The organism is Streptomyces sp. NPDC057137 (assembly GCF_042670825.1).
Taxonomy (GTDB): Bacteria; Actinomycetota; Actinomycetes; order Streptomycetales; family Streptomycetaceae; genus Streptomyces.
This window is the reverse complement of sequence record NZ_JBHUUW010000014.1, coordinates 151,591-168,031: the sequence shown is the minus strand read 5'-3', so window position 1 is coordinate 168,031 and position 16,441 is coordinate 151,591. Positions and strand designations below refer to the sequence as shown.

The window sequence follows — 16,441 nt, the reverse complement described above, 5'->3', positions numbered from 1 at the left end:
GCTCCAACTCCGGCGGCAGCTCCAGCGGTGGCGGTTCCAACGGTGGCGCCGGCTCCATCGGCGGAATGGCCAGTGGCGGGCTCATCGGCGGACTCATCGGCGGCGGCTCGTCCGGCGGTGGCTCCTCCTCCGGCGGCTCGTCCGGCGGCAGCTCCTCCTCCGGCGGCGGTTCGAGCAGCGGCGGTTCGGAGGACAACGACAACGACGACGATGATGACGAAGACGACGACGACGAAGAAGACGACACCGAGACCGTCTGCAATCCGGTCATGGCCCCCTGGGGCATCACCCAGTACTGCGAGGACGTCCCCAAGCCGGATGATCCCCCGGAGGACGACGACAAGGACGAGGACAAGGACGACGAGGACAAGGACGACGAGGACGACGACAAAGACGAGGACAAGGACGACTGCCCGGACACCACCAACGTCGCCTTCTACGGCAGTGTGACCACCGGCACAGCCGGCAGCGGGCGCTACACGCTCGCCTCGGCCGGGGCCCCTCAGCAGGTTGTCGTCAGCAGTACGACGCTCGCGGCCGGCTCCGGAGCGCCCTCCCCGATGAGCATGATGGCGGCCGTGTCCGGCTCCGCCGTCGCCGGCGTCGATACCTACCAGATCGTCGAGGACAGGCTCAGCAACGCGCTCGGTCTCACCGACCCGCCGCCCCCGCCGATCAAGGACGACCCGGACGAGAAGCCCGAGCCGAAGCCGAAGCCCAAGCCGCCGCCCAAGCCGCCGCACCTCGGTGGTTGCCCCCTGAAGACCCCGATGAACGTCCTGGACGACATCCCGGAGTACCAGCGCGGTAAGGAGGCGAGCAAGAAGTGGGCGGCCGAGGTCGAGGAGATCGCCAAGAAGTACGAGCTGACCAAGGACTTCACCGCCGAGGACGCGCTCACCATCGCCGACTACACCGGCTCCTGGGCCGATGACGCGAACAGCCACCTGCGGGGCAACACGATCCCCGGCCTCCGTGGGAACAACATGGATCAGTTCATCGATCGCATGGACCGTGCTCTGGACCACCTGCCCCCGGTCGAGGGGACGTTCTACCGGGGCACGTTCATGCCGGACGAACTGATCGAGAGGTTCGCCAGCGGTGAGGTGGTCGAGATGCCCGAGTACCTCAGCACGTCCAGCGACCCGGCGAAGGCCGACCGTGCCGTCGAAGCCTCGGCGAACAAGAACCGGCCCGGCGGCGAGAACGTTCTGCTCGAAGTCACCACGGACAACGGCCGCAACATCGACCCCCTGTCCCGCTACCGGGGCAGGGAGTCGGAGGTCCTCATCCCGCGCGACGGCAAGTTCGAGAAGGTGGGAGAGCGGACGAAGATCATCGGTGGCAAGGAGTACAAGGTCATCGAGGTGAAGCAGGTCGGCTGAGCCGCCCTTACGGCCCTGTGCGGTGACCGGCCAATCACCGCGCAGGCGCCCGGCGTCGTAACGGCGTTCACGCGGCCGGCACGCGCGGCGGCCGCGTCACTTCTCGTCCAGCCAGGCGAGCATGATGCGAATGTCGCTGAACCGCCAGCCGGCCGGGGTCCGCACGGCGGTGCAGGACTCACGCAGGCCGCTCGTCCGGTAGGGCGGTTCGCCGTCGCGGTAGAAGTACGTGAGTTCGCTCGCCGTCGCCTTCGCGTGGTCGCCGTCCACATCCACCAGCACGTCACCGTGCACGTGTTGGGTGTGCTCCCCCTCCACCCGGCTTCGCCGCAGGTACGCGGTCACCTCGTCGAGGCCGTGCAGCTCGCCGCCGCGCGGTGAACGCACCACCACATCGTCGGTGTAGACGGTGTGGGCGTCGTCGTGACGGTGTTCGTCCAGCAGGTTGGCCAGGCGGGCGAAGAGTTCGGCGATCTCGACGCGGTCGGCGGTGCGAGTGTCGGCGGTGCGGGTGTCGGCGGTGCGGGTGTCGGCGGTGTGCGTGTCGGCGGACATGGCGGCCCCTTTGTCGGGTGCTCGAATGTTGGTCTGACCAACACTAATGCAGATTGTTGGTCTCGCCAACAGTGAGCATTTCTCTCGTCTAGGCTGGGCTCGGCCGCCCCTGCGACACACGACGGAGAGGGACAGATGAACGACGAGACCACCCGGGCCGCACGCCTGCTGGACGCCCAGGCCAAGGCCGCCGACCTCTTCGCCGAGATCGAGTCGCGGGGCCTGGTCGCGCCAGGTGTGGGGGAGCAGCAGGTCAGTGACCGGATCCGGGATCTGGCCAACGAGCTGTTCGGCCCGACCCGCCACTGGCACAAGCGCATCGTCCGCTCCGGGCCGAACACCCTCCACCCGTACCGGGAGAACCCGCCGGACCGGGCCATCGGCCAGGACGACATCGCCTTCGCCGACTTCGGCCCGATCTTCGAGGAGTGGGAGGCCGACTTCGGGCGCACCTTCGTGCTCGGCGACGATCCCGTCAAGCACCGGCTGCGCGACGACCTGCCCGAGGTGTTCGCCGCCGGACGCCGCGCCTTCGACGCCGACCCGGACATCACCGGTGCCCGCCTGTACGCCGAGGTCGCCCGGCTGGCCGCCGAACGCGGCTGGGAGCTGGGCGGTTGGCACGCCGGGCATCCGGTGGGCGAGTTCCCGCACGAGAAGATCGACGGGGCCGACATCGAGTCGTACATCGCACCCGGGAACGAGACCCCGCTGCGCCGCACCGACCGCGTCGGACGTGCCTGCCACTGGATCCTGGAGATCCACCTGGTCGACCGCGAACACGGCTTCGGCGGCTTCTACGAGGAACTCCTCGACCTCGGCTGAGACCCCGGCCTGCCGGGCCTCCCCCTCTCCGCCCCACCCCCGGGCCCGGCGCGTCACCGCAGATCGGCCATGTGATGATGTTCGGATCGCGAACGGGCCCGGGGGTGGAACCGTCGCGCGACATGGGGGAGAGCGGCATGGCCAAGGACGGGGAGTCCATACCGGACGAGGAGTGGGAGCGCTTCCTGCGGGATGCCGAGGCCGGGGCGTCCGGCGCGCCCCAGGAGCCGTCCGCGCGGGCCCGGATGGTCGGACGGCGGCTGCGGGAAGAGCCCGGACCTCCTGCGGGATGGCGGACTCACCAACCGCCCCGGCGTGAACGGGGCAAGGCGTGGTACGTGGTCGGACTGCTGCTCGCGGTCGGCCTGTTGGCCGTGGCGCTGGATCCGGGGCGGGTCGTCGGATGGTTCGGGGACGGCGACGGAGCCGGCGGAACCGCCTCGCCCGTCACTGAGCCGGCTTCCCAACTGCCCACGCCGGAGGAGCCGTTCAGAGGATCTCCGGCGGTGGAGTGGTTCGACGGGACGGCCGGGATCAGCATGCCCGAGGCGCGGGCGACCGGTTGGATGACCAAGGAGGAGGTCGCTCGGGCGCTCGACGAGACCCGGAACTTCCTTGAGGCGTCCAGTCTGGATCCCGCCGTGCTGCGCGGGGAGCGGCCGAAGAAGGCGATCGCGCTGATGAATCCCCATCAGAGCGATGTCCAGGACTACGTGACGGCCGCGTTCCGCGAGCCCGGTGAGGAGAACGACCCCCTGCTGCTGTTCAGCCGCTTCGCGCAGACAAAGGTGCGGCTGGTGGGGAACGTGGTGAAGACGCAGGGACAGATCACGTTCCGTGAGGGCAAGCGTGGCGCGGTCGAGGTGACCAGCGACGTCACGTACGTCTACCCGGTCGTCCGGGCGGCGAAGGGCAGCGACGAGGTCGCGCGCACCATCGCGCGCCGCGAGACGGTGATGAGCTGGGACGACCCGGCGAAGGTGATCACCGAGGCGGGGACGTTCACCCTTCTCTCCTACAAGGTGGACGCCACCAACGGCGGTTGCGCCGACTCCACCGGCTTCTTCCTCCCCGAGTTCACCTCCGAGCGTACGGACAAGGGTTCCGGCCCCGCGATGGACCCGTACGACCGCAGTACGTCGATGGACGTCCGCCTGCAGGACACCGACGAAGACGAGTGCGGAACCGCCTCGCGGTCGTGACCGGCCAAGCCCCGCCGCCGGTCAGGCGTCGTGCTGCCCCGTGATCGCCCGGGCCGTGCGAGCGGCCTTCTCCTCCGTGTCCGTGAGGGCGCCGCCGCCCGCGCCGAACAGGCCCTGACGTAGAAATACGGCGAGTCCGTGCGCGGCGGCGGCGATACGGAGCAGCAAGTCGGACGCCTCGTCCGCGTCCGGGGCCAGCCGACGGGCAACCGGCAGCAGGAGTCCGGCCACCTCGTCGCCGGCCGAGGCCAACTCGGCGAACCGGGACTTGTCGAGGCCCGCGTTGAAGGTGATGTCGAAGAGGGCCGGCTCCTCGGCGGCGAAACGGACGTAGGCGGACGCGAAGGCCGCGAGCTGCTCCACGGGACTCCCGCTGCCGCCCACAGCGACGGCGAAGCGGCTCCGTTGCTCGCGGTATCCCCTGGTGGCGAGTTCGGCCAGCAGAGTCTCCCGGTCGGCGAAGTGCTTGTACGGCGCCGCGACGCTCACGCCCGCCCGACGGCTCGCCTCGGCCAGGGTGAAACCGTGCGGGCCGCGTTCGGCGACGAGTTCGAGGGCCGCCCGCAGCAGGACGTTGCGCAGGTCCCCGTGGTGTTGGCCGGTGGGTCGCCGCTTGACAGGAGGGCACATGGCTTTAAGGTTAATCCCACTTACCAGGTAAGAGGTACTAACCACGGGAGCTGCCATGACCTCCGCTCGTTTCCACCACATCAGCCTCTCGGTCGCCGACCTCACGGCCCAGGAAGCCTGGTACGGCCGCGCCTTCGGGCTCACTCACGTGGATGAGCGCCTGGAGATGCCCGAGGCGGGTGTGCGTACCGTCGTCCTGAGCGATGGGGCCGGCCTGCGGGTGGAGTTCGTCGAACGGCCCGGGTCGAGCCCCCTCGCGCACACCGACCCCTTCGCCGCCACCGCCACGCAGACCTTCACCCACTTCGCCGTCCAAGTCCTGGACCTGGACGCCGCGTTCGCCCGTCTGACCGGTGAATGCCGCGCCGCCTCGGTGTCGTCCCCCGCGCCCGGCGTGACCGAGGGCATGCGCTACGCCTACGTCGCCGATCCGGAAGGCAATCTCCTTGAGCTGATCGAGACGACGCCACGTGACTGACGGTGGCGGCGGACCAGGCTTGGGGTGTGGCAGGCCACACCCCAAGTGGATGGCATACCGCAGTGACCGGGTGGGCGCCGGCGCGGAAGGCTGATCGGCATGACAGCAGCCCCACCGCGATCCGCGGCCATCTCCGCTCGCGCGTACACCACGCTCGTCGCCCTCGCCCTCGCCCTCGCCGTAGCCGTAGCCGTGGCGCTCGTCCCCGCCTTCGTCCTCGTCCCGCGCGCGTGGGCGGCGCGCATGTCGGACGGCGGCTTCACCGACGAACGCGCCCTCGGTGAAAGCCTTCCCGGGCCGTTCGTCGACTACTGGAACTCCGGGGACCGCGAGTTCCCGCCGGACTTGGCGAGGCTTGTCGACTACTGGTTTCACTACCACGTGGCCAAGGCCGTGATCGCCGCGCTCCTGCTGATCGTGCTGGTCGCGCTCGGCAGCGGGCTGTGGAAGGTATTCCTGAGGGCCGGCGGCCTCGGGGCGGGAAGCAGGGCGGCCCTCGCGTCGGCCGGGGTTCTCGTCACGACGCTCGCGCTGTTCTCGTTGGCCGCGCTGATGGCCAACATTCAGGGTGCGGTAGCCCCCTTCTCCTCACTGCTGCCGATGCTGCCGCTCGACGCACCCGAAGGCGAACTCGCCGCTGCGCTCGATCAGATCAAGCAGGGCCTGGCCGAGAACCCGAACCCGAACGTGAGCCCGAACGCGAACGACCGAACCACTCCCGCCCTCCAGGAGATGATCAGCGACTTCTCCCGCTACCACGCGGTGATAGCCGTGGCCGCCGCGATCGTGGGGGCCGTTCTCGTCGGCGTGAGTGTGGTGCTGTGGAAGAGGTTCGCGAGAACAGGGGCGTCCGACAGGCGAACGAGGCGGGTGCTTGGGTCGTTCGGTGTTCTCTCCGCTCTGCTCTCGCCGGCGATGATCGTCGTGGCCGTGGCGAACGCGATCACCACGGCGGACTCGACGCCGGCGCTCCTGGGCTTCTTCGAGGGCGGATGGTGATGACGGCTCACGCTACGGCCGTGCCGTCACCTAGGCGTTGAGATAGGCGAGGACGGCGAGCACCCGGCGGTGCTGGGCGTCGTCGGGCGGTAGGCCGAGCTTCGCGAAGACGTTGCCGATGTGCTTCTCCACCGCGCTGTTGGAGAGCACCAGTCGCCGGGCGATCGCCGTGTTGGAGTGGCCCTCGGCCATCAGCGCCAGCAGTTGCCGTTCGCGTGCGGTCAGCGCGCCGAGTGGGTCGTCCCGGCGCTGCCCGGCCAGCAGTTGGGCGACGACCTGCGGATCGAGCACCGTCGCGCCACGGGCGACCCGGTCCAGGGCGTCGAGGAACTCCTCGACCTTGGCGACCCGGTCCTTCAGCAGATAGCCGACGGCGCCGGAGCCGTCCGCGAGGAGGGCGGCGGCGTACGACACCTCCACGTACTGGCTGAGCACCAGCATCGGGGCGCCCGGCAGCTGTCCGCGGGCGGTGATCGCCGCGCGCAGGCCCTCGTCCCGGTGGGTCGGTGGCATCCGTACGTCGACGAGCGACACGTCCGGGCGGTGTTCGAGCACCGCATCGACCAGGGAGGGGCCGTCACCGACCGCCGCCACCACCTGGTGACCGTCCTCGGTGAGCAGCCGGACCAGGCCCTCGCGCAGGAGCACCGCGTCGTCGGCGACGACGACGCGCAGCGGCCGCCGGGCGGTGCGGTCCGTCTCGTACGAGATCAGCGACATGGCAGCTCCGCGGTGATCGTCGTCGGGCCGCCGTCGGGGCTCGTGATCAGCAGCCGGCCGCCGACCGCACGTACCCGGTCGTCCAGGCCCCGCAGACCGTGTCCCTTGGCGAGGGCCGCGCCGCCCACCCCGTCGTCGGTCGCCCAGACGCGCAAGGTTCCGTCGGCGTGGCGCATTCCGACCGTGCACCGGCGGGCGTCGCTGTGCTTCGCCACGTTGGTCAGAGCCTCGGAGACCACGAAGTACGCGGCCGTCTCGACCGCGGCGTCCAGTCGGCGGTGCAGGGGACCGGCGTCGAGTTCGACGGGTACGACGCAGCGCGCGGCCAGGGCGGCGAGCGCCTCCCGCAGTCCTTGGTCGGCGAGGATCGGTGGGGCGATGCCGCGTGACAGGGCTCGTAGTTCGTCCAGCGCCTCCTGGGTCTGGACGACCGCGTCGGCGAGCGCGGCCCGGACGATCTCCGGCCGGGTGTCGAAGTTGTGCTGGGCGCGGCCGAGTTCCATCGCCAGTCGGACCAACTGCTGTTGGGGCCCGTCGTGGATGTCGCGTTCGAGCCGGCGCAGGGCGGCGGCCTCGGCCGTCACAGCGGCGACGGCCTGCGCGCGGGCGGTGTCGCGCTCCGCCTCCAGCCCGCTGATCCGGCGGTGCAGCGCGGACATGTTGGAGAGCAACGCGTGCCCCAACCCGGCCTGGGCGGCGACGCACACCCGGGTCACCAGCGGCAGTGTGCACAGCAGCGACAGACCGAGCGTGATCGCGAAGACGAGCCGTTCGGCCGGCGACGTCAGCCCCAGGCTCAGGGCGACATGGGACTGGTCGCTGCCCGCGTACAGCGTCATGGGCGGCAGCGACCCGGGAGCGTCCCCGCTGCGCAGGGGGTACGTGACGGTCGCGACTCCCACGAACCACCACAGCCCCGTCACCACGGAGGTGACCAGCACGACGGGCAGCACCGTAACCGCGTGCACCAGGTCCAGCCACAGCCCCGGATCGGCCGCGCCGGCCACTCTCGACCGCTGTTCGCCGCCCCGGGAACGCACCTTGCCGATCCGCCACCACTCCAGATCACCGCCCCACCGCACCACCGCCGACCCCCGCCGCCCCACGCCCGGCAACACCAGCCCGGCCATCCCCATGCACAGCCCACCGACGACCAGCAGCAGACCGACCACGGCACTCACCGGCGCGGTGAGGAGATACACCGACTCCCCGAGCACACGACGCCCTACGCGTACGACAGCCCCACCACGCGGCTGCCACCGACCGGCGACCACGGAGGGCAACGACTCAGCCATCCCCCCAGCCTAATCCCGCCCCGCCCGGACCCAACCGGAGCCGCCGACCGGGCGTCCCTTTGAATCCACTTGGATCCACTTGAATCCACGTGTGCCCTGCTTGTCGGTCGTGCTTCTAGAGGGGGGTCCGACTGGGTGTCGGATCGGGAGCGTTCAGGGAGTCGAGCCAGCGCAGGAGGCGGGTTCCCTCGCGGGTCATGATGCTCGGGTCGCGCAGGGCGTTGGCCAGGAGTGACATGCCCTGATAGGCGGCGACCAGGGTGATGGCGAGATCGTCAGGGGCGGGCAGGCCCAAGGCGCGGAACTGGTGGCCGGTCCAGTCCACCAGGCGTTGGATCACGGCGCCGGCCTCCGTGTCGAGCGTGCCGTCGCCGCGTTTGTCGAGTTCGACGGCCAGGGTCCCGGTCGGGCAGCCGTAGCGGGCGGCGACGTCGCGGCTGCTGATCCAGACCTCGATCAGTGCCTTGAGGCGGTCGCGCGGATCGGGCAACTCGTCCAGTGAATGGGTGAGTTCGTCCAGGTGCGTGCTGTGCTCGGAGAGCGCCGCCCGGACCAGTTCGTCCTTGGTCTTGTAGTAGTAGTAGACGTTCCCGAGAGGGACGTCGGCCGCGCGCGCGATGTCGGCCAGGGTGGTGCGCTCGACGCCCTGCTCGTGCAGGACCTGTGCCGCCGCGGCGGTGAGCCGTCGGCGTTTGTCGGCCGCCCGCACCTTCGGCTTCGCTGAGTCAGTCACCTGACCAACTGTAGATCCCCGGCAGGGGCGCGTGCTAGCGTCCCGAGCAAGGAATTAGTCAGCCAACTAACTCACAGGGAGTTCTCATGATCACAGTGACTGGAGCCACGGGCAACGTCGGCCGCGAATTGGTCCGCGTCCTCGACGCGGCGGGCGAGGCGGTGACCGCGGTGTCGCGTGGTGCGGTGCGCGGTGAGACGGGCGATGTGGTGCGTGACCTGCCCGCCGGCGTACGCCACGTACAGGCCGACCTCACCGCCCCCGACGACCTGCGCCCCGCCCTCGACGGAGCCGACGCGCTGTTCCTGCTCGCGGTCGGCGACCACCCGCAGGACCTCCTCGACGCCGCGAAGGCGGGCGGCGTACGACGCGTCGTACTGGTCTCCTCGCTCGGCGTCGCCACCCGGCCGGACTCCTACCGCCACCCCGCCGCCTTCGAGGCCGCGCTCCGCGGCTCCGGCCTGGACTGGACCGTGCTGCGCAGCGGCGGGCTGAACTCCAACGCCCTCGCCTGGGCCGAGTCGATCCGCACCGACCGCGTGGCCTCGGCCCCGTTCGGCGACGTCGGCCTGCCGACGGTCGACCCGGCGGATGTCGCCGAGGTCGCCGCCGCGGCCCTGTTGCGGCCCGGCCACGCCGGCGCCGTGTACGAACTCACCGGCCCCGCCCCGACCACCCCCCGCGACCGGGCCGCGGCGATCGGCGCCGTGCTCGGCGAGCCGGTCCGCTTCGTGGAGCAGACCCCCGAGCAGGCCAGGGACCAGATGCGCGCCTTCATGCCCGAGCCGGTGGTGGCAGGCACGCTCGCGATCCTCGGCGAGCCGCTGCCCGCCGAGCGGCGCGTGAGCCCCGACGTCCGGCGGGTCCTGGGCCGTGCGCCGCGCCCGTTCGCGGAGTGGGCCACCCGCAGCGCCGCCGCCTTCCGCTGACCCCTTGACCCAGGGATCCGACGGTCCGTCACACGGCCTCAACTCACCCCACCCCCGGGAGAACCCGCATGCCCACCACCCCCGTCCTCGACTCGACGATCGCCCACCGCGAGCACGGCTCGGGCGCGCCGATCGTCTTCCTGCACGGCAACCCCACCTCGTCGTACCTGTGGCGCGACGTCCTGCCGGCCGTCGGCCGGGGCCGCCTGCTCGCCCCCGACCTCATCGGCATGGGCGACTCAGGCAAACCCGACATCGACTACTCCTTCGACGACCACGCCCGCTACCTCGACGCCTGGTTCGACGCGCTCGGCCTCGACCGCGTCGTCCTGGTCGGTCACGACTGGGGCGGCGCGCTCGCCTTTGACTTCGCCGCCCGCCACCCCGGACGGGTCCGCGGTATCGCCTTCACCGAGACCATCGTCAAGCCGATGACCTGGGACGAATTCCCGGCGGGCGGACGCGAGTTGTTCCGGGCCATCAAGACGGAGGGGGTGGGCGAGGCGATGATCCTCGACGACAACGTCATGATCGAGAAGGGCCTGCCCGGCACGGTGGCCACCTCCCTCGCCCCCGCCGACCTGGCCGCGTACCTCCACCCCTACCCGACGCGCGAGAGCCGCCGACCGCTGCTGCGATGGCCGCGCGCGATGCCCCTGGGGGGTGAGCCCGCCGATGTCGTGACCCGCGTCGATGCGTACGACGCGTGGCTCGCGACCAGCGAAGACGTCCCCAAACTGCTGATCGACTTCGCCCCGGGCCCCGGCGCCATGATGGGCCCCGACCTTGTCGCCTGGTGCGTGCGGCACATGGCCGCCCTGGAGGTCGCGCACCACGACGCCCCGGCCGGGCACCACACCCCTGAGGACCGTCCCGTCGAGATAGCCGCGGCGATCTCCTCCTGGGTGGATCGACACGGGCTGCACGAAAAGCGAGAACACTGTTCTTGACTTCGCCCGGAGGGGTGGGGCATGATTCTTCTCAACGGAGAACAGTGTTCTCGATTCTCGTCCCCTCACTCGAAGGATGCCCGTCATGGCCACAGCGACCGTCACCACCGCCACCTCCTCCACCACCACCGCCAATGCCACCGCCACTGTCCCGTCCCGGCGTTGGGACCTTGTCGGCCGGAGCCTGATGGGGCTGAACTCCGCGGTCACGTTCGCGGTGTTCATCAACGGGCTGTTCCTGATGGCGGATGCGGCCGATGACCGGATGATGGTCGAGGGCTGGCGGACGTTCGGGTATCTGGTGTTCAGCGCGATGTGGGCGATGCTCGCGTACCGGCCGCGTCAGGTCCCGGCGATCTGGGAGATGGTGATCTTCCACAAGGTGGCCGCGACGATCCTGGCGTTCACGATCCTGGACACCACCGAGGGGATGCAGTCCTCCATCACCGACACCTCCGTCGCGGCGCTGACGATCTTCGCGTACATCGCCTGCCGCGGCTGGCAGTCCTGGCGGGTCGTCAAGCGCGAGAACGCTCCGCTGTACGCGGCCTGAGCCGTCACGCGCAGCAGGCCGGCCGGCCGGTACACCCCGGCCGGCCTTCGCGCACTGCTGGTCCAGGAGAGAACACCGTTGACTAATAAGGTGGATGCATGGTCACTTCACGGCAAGTAGCACGCGAGCAGATGATGCAGGACATCGTGCGCGTGGGACGCGAGCACCTGGCGACGGTGCTTCCGGCCGACCTGTCCCTGCGGGCCGTGGCCCGCGACATCGGAGTCGTACCGTCGGCGCTCTACCGCTACGTCAAAGACCGCGAAGCGCTTATCACCCTGCTGATCGTCGACGCGTACGACGAACTCGCCGACGAGGTCGACGCGGCCCTCGCGACGGCATCGCGCCTGTCCCACCGCGAACGGCTTGAGGCGGCGGTACTCGCGGCGCGCGCCTGGGCCGTCCGCGAACCGTCCCGCTTCGCCATGCTCTACGGCACACCGGTCCCCGGCTACACGGCTCCCGGCGACCGGACCGTGGAGCCCGGCACCCGACTTGCCCTCGCTCTCGCCCGACTGGTCGAGGACGCTTGGCGAGCGGGCAAGCTGAGAACGGTGGAGGCACCGCGCGATCCGGCAGTCCGCGCCGACATGGAGCGACTGCGAGGGCTGTTCGGCTTCGACATGCCGGTGGGCAATGTGGCCCGGGTCTACGGACTGTGGTCCGCGGTCATCGGCGCGATCCTGTTCGACACCTTCGGCCACTACGCGGCGGACACGGTGACGGACCCCGCAGCCTTCCTCCGCGCCCACACCGACGGCCTGGCGGACACGGTCGGCCTCTGACCGGGGCGGGGCGGGGCGGGCCGAACAGAAATAGCGTTGTCGTTGAACGCCGGGACCGATCTGTCGGAATTGGCCGAGGAAATCAGTCGGATCGGTTATCGGTGATCAGGTGCGACTCGACCTGTTTGCATTCCGTTAAGTCCGCTCGCATTCCACTTGGCGATTGACCGACGGGAAGTGGTCCAGCGTTTTCGTGGTAGAGTTCAATGAATTCACAGGACGCCGCAGAAAAGGGGAATGGCGTGAATACCGAGAAGGTTACGGCTCGACGTCTTACGGCCGAGGAGGTCTCAGAACTGGGGCTCCAGGACGGCATCTTCGTCTCGGCAGAGATGGATGGCCTTCCTCTCGACTGCTACGCCTCGGCTTTCCTCACGGAGCCGGGTAAGAATTTCGAGGGAGGGTCCTTCGCCGCGAAGACGATCTTCGGCGAGGAAATTCATGTTCTCCCGGACAATGCCGAAGAGCGCGGGATCTGGGTCGCCGACAAGGCGGGGGAGGAAATCGAGGTTCTCCAGAGTGCCGGCGTCCTCCTGAACGTCGCCCTCTTCGTTCCCAACGGGAACAAGGAATCCCTGGAGGCGCTCTATTCCTCCGCGCGGGACGCGTTCGGCGCGGGGATCGTGCAGCGCTGGAGCGAGGAAGTCGCCGCGGTGCCGGACGTCAAGGTCGACCTGTTCGAGGAGCCGGCCCGGGGGCGGAAGAACACGAGCAACCAGAATCGCGACCGCCGCGCCTTGGACATCTACCCGACGCGGGTGCGGTTCCTGGAGCCCAGCGACGGCTGGAAGTTCGTTGTCGAACCGCACAAGGAGATCGTCGATGAAACACCGACGATCTGACCTGATCTGACGGCGGCACGAGAAACAGACGCTCGGCTGGGGTCTCCCAGCCGAGCGTTTCGCGTCCTGGGACCGGCGGTCTGTTACGACCCGAGGTGCCGACCGTGCCGGTCGTGCCCGGTGTGCGTGTCGTGCCCGTCGGACTCCGCGTGCCCGTCGCGCCGGGTGCGGCCGGCACGCAGGGACGCCAGCAACTGCAGCCGTTCGGCGTCCGGGGTGCCCGGCTCGGCGGTGTAGACGAACATGACCGGGCCGGGACTGCCGGGCAGCGGATAGCTGCCCCACTCGACCGTGATCTCGCCGACCTGCGGGTGCCGGAACAGTTTCGTCCCGTGCACCGTCTCACGCACCTCGTGCCGCGCCCAGAGCCGTCGGAAGTCCGCGCTGCGGATGCTGAGTTCGCCGATGAGCGTGGTGGCCCGCGGGTGCGTCGGGTCGGTGGCGACGGCGGCGCGCAGCATGCCGATGTACTGGAGCGCGGTGGCTTCCCAGTCGGGGCAGCGCATCCGGGTCTCGGGGTCGTGGAACAGCGAGGTGAGCATGTTGCGGTGCTCCGGCGGCTGTTGGTTCGGGTCGCCGAACAACTCCTCGGCGAGCGGGTTCCACGCGAGCAGGTCGAGGTGCCGGCCGAGCACCACGGCGGGGGTGTTCATGGCGGCCAGCAGGTGCCGGGTGCCGTCCGGTACGCGTTCGGGGGCGCGGCGCCTGCGGACGCGCTGCGGGCGGCGCGCCGCCTGGGCGAGGGCGAAGAGGTGCCTGCGCTCGTCGTCGTCGAGGTTCAGCGCGGTGGCGAGGTCGTCGAGGACGTGGTCGGAGGGGCGTACGTCGCGGCCCTGCTCCATGCGCTGGTAGTAGTCGGTGCTCAGCCCGGCCAGCAGCGCGATCTCCTCGCGCCTGAGCCCGGTGACCTTGCGCCGGGGGCCGGGCTCCAGCCCGATGTCCTGCGGGCGCAGCCGGTCGCGCCGGGTGCGGAGGAAGTCACCGAGTTCACGGGCGAACGAGTGGTCGGCAGCCATACGGACAGTGTGCGGGTGCGGCACGGGCCGAAGGTAGGTCTCGTACTCCTAGGGAAGCGGGTACGACGCCAACTCGCCTCCCTGCTCCTAGCGTTGAGGCCCACCAGCCGTGCACAGCGTCCCTCAGGAGCAGCGGTCATGACGGAATGGACCGAACGTGACATCCCCGACCAGAGCGGTCGGCTCGCCGTCGTGACCGGCGCGAACTCCGGACTCGGCCTGGTCACCGCGACCGAACTCGCCCGCGGCGGGGCGGAGGTGGTGATGGCCGTACGCAACACCGTCGCCGGGGAACAGGCGGTCGCCGAGATCCGGCGGACCGTACCGGGGGCGCAGGTGGAGGCACGCCAACTCGACCTGGCCTCACTCCAGTCCGTACGCGCCTTCGCGAAGGGGATGAACGACGACTTCCCCGCGGTCGATGTCCTGGTCAACAACGCCGGTGTGGTCCACCTCGGCCCGCCCCGCACCACCGGCGACGGGTTCGAGGCCCACCTCGGGGTCAACATGCTGGGCCACTTCGCGCTCACCGGTCTGCTGCTCGGCACCCTCAGCCGGGCGGCCGGCGCGCGCGTGGTCAGTATCAGCTCGACCGCGCACCGGGGCGCCCGACTCGACTTCGACGACCTGATGTCGCGGAACAACTTCAAACCCCGCCGCGCGTACGCCCGTTCCAAGCTGGCCTGCACCGTGTACGGCTTCGAACTCCACCGCCGGCTGGAGAAGGCGGGCGCGCCTGTCATCAGCGTCGTCGCCCACCCCGGGATCTGCCGCACCAACCTCAGCCGGCGGGCGTTCGAGGAGCGCGGGGCGATCCCACGGGCCATCGACCGGTGGACGCAGCGCGCGTTCGCTCCGGTCCACGAGGGCGCGCGTCCGCAACTGCACGCCGCGACCGCGCCCGGCGTACGCGGCGGCCAGTTCTACGGCCCGTCCGGTTTCCAGGAGTTCCGGGGCCCGGTCGCCCCGACGGAGCCCAACCCGGAGGCGTCCGACCCGGCGTACGGGAAGACGCTGTGGGCCGCCGCCGAGGGCCTGACCGGCATCAGCTATCTGTGACGGCCGGACGGGCCGGTCCTCCGTCAGTTCCTCGTGATGGAGTCGGCCGCGCCGAGGTCGCGGCGCATGACGCTGCGGAGTTCGGCCACGGCCGTATCGAATCGGTTCTCCAGCTCCGTGTAGGCGGCGTTGTCGATCGCCGGGCCCCGCAGGAGCAGGTCCCGGGTATCTCGCAGGACCACGAACGCGGTGCGGGCAGCCTCGACGACAACGTGTGGCGCGACAATGGCCAGTTGGTGGCGGATCTCGTACGCGCCGGGCGCCAGGAACAGCTCGCGCACCCGCTGAGGGCGCTCCTCGGCCGGGATGTCCGCCTGGGCGCACTCGTTCAGCGCCGTACGCATCCGTGACAGTGCCGCGGGGATGACCGTCGCGGATCTCCCGCGTTTGTCGCCGGCCCCCTCCGGGTTCGTCCTTGATCGGTAACAGAGGGGTCCTGTCCGGGCGTTCGTATGGCTTCATGAGTGCACGGCATCGGCGGAGACAGCGAAGGGGCGGGCGAACATGTCAAAGCACAAGGGAAAGGGATGGCACGGCCGCCTTCTCACGACGGCGCTCGGGGTCACAGCGGTGGCCGCGGCAGCCTCGATGTGGACCGCGCAGGCCAACCCCGTCGCCGCGCGGCAGCCGGATGCGCGTGTCTCCGTGCCGGACCAGGACCGGCAAGTGGCCAAGGTGGCGGCGGACATCGCGCACGCCTCGGACCGCGGCCCGCAGGGCGTCAACATCACCATCGACGACGGACCGGACCCGAAGTGGACGCCGCAGGTGCTGCAACTGCTGAAGGACAACGGTACGAAGGCCACCTTCTGCATGGTGGGCACACAGGCCCAGGCGTACCCGGACCTGGTCAAGGCGGTGGTGGCGGACGGGCACCGGCTGTGCAACCACACGGTCTCGCACGACACCACCATGGACACCAAGTCCGAGGCCTACCAGTCCAAGCAGATCCTGGATGCCGAGCGCATGATCACCAAGGCGTCCGGCGGCGTCCGGCCGCAGTACTACCGCGCCCCGGGCGGTGCCTTCACCCCGTACAGCCGGCAGCTCGCCGCGTCCCGGGGGATGCGGCCGCTGGGCTGGAACGTGGACTCCAAGGACTTCGAGCGTCCCGGCGTGGACACCATGGTCGCCACCGTCAAGAGCGAGATCTCCGACGGGCCGACCGTCCTCTTCCACGACGCGGGAGGGGAACGCTCCCAGACCGTGGCCGCGCTGCGCGAGGTGCTGCCCTGGCTGAAGCAGGAGGGGTACTCCTTCGGCTTCCCCGTACGGTGACTGAGGTCCGCCCGTACGGTGACTGAGGCCCGCCCGTACGGTGACTGATTCCCGCCCGCACTGACACGCGGCCCCGGACCTCCGCTGCCCCCGACTTCCGCCGTCGCGGCCGACTCCCGGCGCCTTCCATGAAATGACATGGATCACAAAAGTGACCCGTGTGCCGAAAGCAACTGCCCTCTTACGCGGCAATTGCCCTACCTGTGC

19 protein-coding genes are annotated in these 16,441 nt (G+C 70.1%); 12 read left to right on the top strand and 7 right to left on the bottom strand.

Annotated features, from left to right (window positions below):
- Window positions 1-1,385, top strand: a 1,385-nt coding sequence (locus tag ACFT9I_RS15090; protein WP_382564292.1) for an ADP-ribosyltransferase, incomplete at its 5' end; no start/stop codon positions are given.
- Between the two features lie 96 nt (window positions 1,386-1,481).
- Here ACFT9I_RS15090 and ACFT9I_RS15085 read toward each other — a convergent pair.
- Window positions 1,482-1,940 (bottom strand): nuclear transport factor 2 family protein, encoded by a 459-nt coding sequence (locus ACFT9I_RS15085; RefSeq protein WP_382564291.1) that lies wholly within the window; start codon window positions 1,938-1,940, stop codon window positions 1,482-1,484.
- A gap of 135 nt (window positions 1,941-2,075) precedes the next feature.
- On the opposite strand from ACFT9I_RS15085, the gene ACFT9I_RS15080 reads away from it, so the two are divergent.
- Together ACFT9I_RS15080 and ACFT9I_RS15075 are read left to right on the top strand one after the other, a co-directional pair.
- Window positions 2,076-2,765: a M24 family metallopeptidase gene (locus ACFT9I_RS15080; protein WP_382564290.1), complete on the top strand. Its 690-nt coding sequence runs from the start codon at window positions 2,076-2,078 to the stop codon at window positions 2,763-2,765.
- A gap of 137 nt (window positions 2,766-2,902) precedes the next feature.
- Window positions 2,903-3,967, top strand: a complete 1,065-nt coding sequence (locus ACFT9I_RS15075) for a hypothetical protein (RefSeq protein ID WP_382564288.1) — start codon at window positions 2,903-2,905, stop codon at window positions 3,965-3,967.
- Between the two features lie 21 nt (window positions 3,968-3,988).
- On the opposite strand, the gene ACFT9I_RS15070 is transcribed toward ACFT9I_RS15075, so the two are convergent.
- Window positions 3,989-4,597, bottom strand: coding sequence for a TetR/AcrR family transcriptional regulator (locus ACFT9I_RS15070; RefSeq protein ID WP_382564286.1), 609 nt, complete (start codon window positions 4,595-4,597; stop codon window positions 3,989-3,991).
- Between the two features lie 55 nt (window positions 4,598-4,652).
- Here ACFT9I_RS15070 and ACFT9I_RS15065 point away from each other — a divergent pair, with 55 nt between their 5' ends.
- Window positions 4,653-5,075, top strand: coding sequence for a VOC family protein (locus tag ACFT9I_RS15065; protein WP_382564284.1), 423 nt, complete (start codon window positions 4,653-4,655; stop codon window positions 5,073-5,075).
- 99 nt (window positions 5,076-5,174) lie between these two features.
- Window positions 5,175-6,074, top strand: a complete 900-nt coding sequence (locus tag ACFT9I_RS15060; RefSeq protein ID WP_382564283.1) for a hypothetical protein — start codon at window positions 5,175-5,177, stop codon at window positions 6,072-6,074.
- A 30-nt stretch (window positions 6,075-6,104) separates the two neighbouring features.
- Here ACFT9I_RS15060 and ACFT9I_RS15055 read toward each other — a convergent pair whose 3' ends face one another.
- From ACFT9I_RS15055 to ACFT9I_RS15045, 3 genes are all read right to left on the bottom strand, one after another.
- On the bottom strand, window positions 6,105-6,749 hold the full coding sequence (locus ACFT9I_RS15055; protein ID WP_382564304.1) for a response regulator: 645 nt from the start codon (window positions 6,747-6,749) through the stop codon (window positions 6,105-6,107).
- A gap of 35 nt (window positions 6,750-6,784) precedes the next feature.
- Window positions 6,785-8,089, bottom strand: coding sequence for a histidine kinase (locus tag ACFT9I_RS15050; protein ID WP_382564281.1), 1,305 nt, complete (start codon window positions 8,087-8,089; stop codon window positions 6,785-6,787).
- A 115-nt stretch (window positions 8,090-8,204) separates the two neighbouring features.
- The gene (locus ACFT9I_RS15045; protein ID WP_382564279.1) at window positions 8,205-8,822 is read right to left on the bottom strand and encodes a TetR/AcrR family transcriptional regulator; all 618 of its coding nucleotides are present in this window, start codon (window positions 8,820-8,822) and stop codon (window positions 8,205-8,207) included.
- An 86-nt stretch (window positions 8,823-8,908) separates the two neighbouring features.
- Here ACFT9I_RS15045 and ACFT9I_RS15040 point away from each other — a divergent pair, with 86 nt between their 5' ends.
- The 5 genes from ACFT9I_RS15040 to ACFT9I_RS15020 all read left to right on the top strand — a co-directional run bounded on the left by ACFT9I_RS15040 (window position 8,909) and on the right by ACFT9I_RS15020 (window position 12,881).
- Window positions 8,909-9,751 carry an NAD(P)H-binding protein gene (locus ACFT9I_RS15040; protein ID WP_382564277.1) on the top strand — a complete coding sequence of 281 codons (843 nt, stop codon included), beginning with the start codon at window positions 8,909-8,911 and terminating at the stop codon, window positions 9,749-9,751.
- 68 nt (window positions 9,752-9,819) lie between these two features.
- Complete coding sequence (locus ACFT9I_RS15035) at window positions 9,820-10,701, top strand: haloalkane dehalogenase (protein ID WP_382564275.1); 882 nt, start codon at window positions 9,820-9,822, stop codon at window positions 10,699-10,701.
- Between the two features lie 85 nt (window positions 10,702-10,786).
- Window positions 10,787-11,254, top strand: coding sequence for a hypothetical protein (locus tag ACFT9I_RS15030; RefSeq protein WP_382564274.1), 468 nt, complete (start codon window positions 10,787-10,789; stop codon window positions 11,252-11,254).
- 98 nt (window positions 11,255-11,352) lie between these two features.
- A complete protein-coding gene (locus tag ACFT9I_RS15025; RefSeq protein WP_382564272.1) occupies window positions 11,353-12,039 on the top strand; it encodes a TetR/AcrR family transcriptional regulator in 687 nt (228 codons plus the stop codon).
- 242 nt (window positions 12,040-12,281) lie between these two features.
- Entirely contained in the window at window positions 12,282-12,881 is a 600-nt protein-coding gene (locus tag ACFT9I_RS15020) for a hypothetical protein (RefSeq protein WP_382564271.1), read from the top strand.
- An 83-nt stretch (window positions 12,882-12,964) separates the two neighbouring features.
- Here ACFT9I_RS15020 and ACFT9I_RS15015 read toward each other — a convergent pair whose 3' ends face one another.
- Window positions 12,965-13,897: a helix-turn-helix transcriptional regulator gene (locus ACFT9I_RS15015; RefSeq protein WP_382564269.1), complete on the bottom strand. Its 933-nt coding sequence runs from the start codon at window positions 13,895-13,897 to the stop codon at window positions 12,965-12,967.
- A 138-nt stretch (window positions 13,898-14,035) separates the two neighbouring features.
- Here ACFT9I_RS15015 and ACFT9I_RS15010 point away from each other — a divergent pair, with 138 nt between their 5' ends.
- Window positions 14,036-14,956 carry an oxidoreductase gene (locus ACFT9I_RS15010; RefSeq protein ID WP_382564267.1) on the top strand — a complete coding sequence of 307 codons (921 nt, stop codon included), beginning with the start codon at window positions 14,036-14,038 and terminating at the stop codon, window positions 14,954-14,956.
- Between the two features lie 23 nt (window positions 14,957-14,979).
- On the opposite strand, the gene ACFT9I_RS15005 is transcribed toward ACFT9I_RS15010, so the two are convergent.
- The gene (locus ACFT9I_RS15005) at window positions 14,980-15,300 is read right to left on the bottom strand and encodes a hypothetical protein (protein ID WP_382564266.1); all 321 of its coding nucleotides are present in this window, start codon (window positions 15,298-15,300) and stop codon (window positions 14,980-14,982) included.
- Window positions 15,301-15,460: 160 nt separating this feature from the next.
- On the opposite strand from ACFT9I_RS15005, the gene ACFT9I_RS15000 reads away from it, so the two are divergent.
- Window positions 15,461-16,234, top strand: a complete 774-nt coding sequence (locus tag ACFT9I_RS15000; RefSeq protein ID WP_382564264.1) for a polysaccharide deacetylase family protein — start codon at window positions 15,461-15,463, stop codon at window positions 16,232-16,234.
- The last annotated feature ends 207 nt before the right edge of the window (window positions 16,235-16,441 follow it).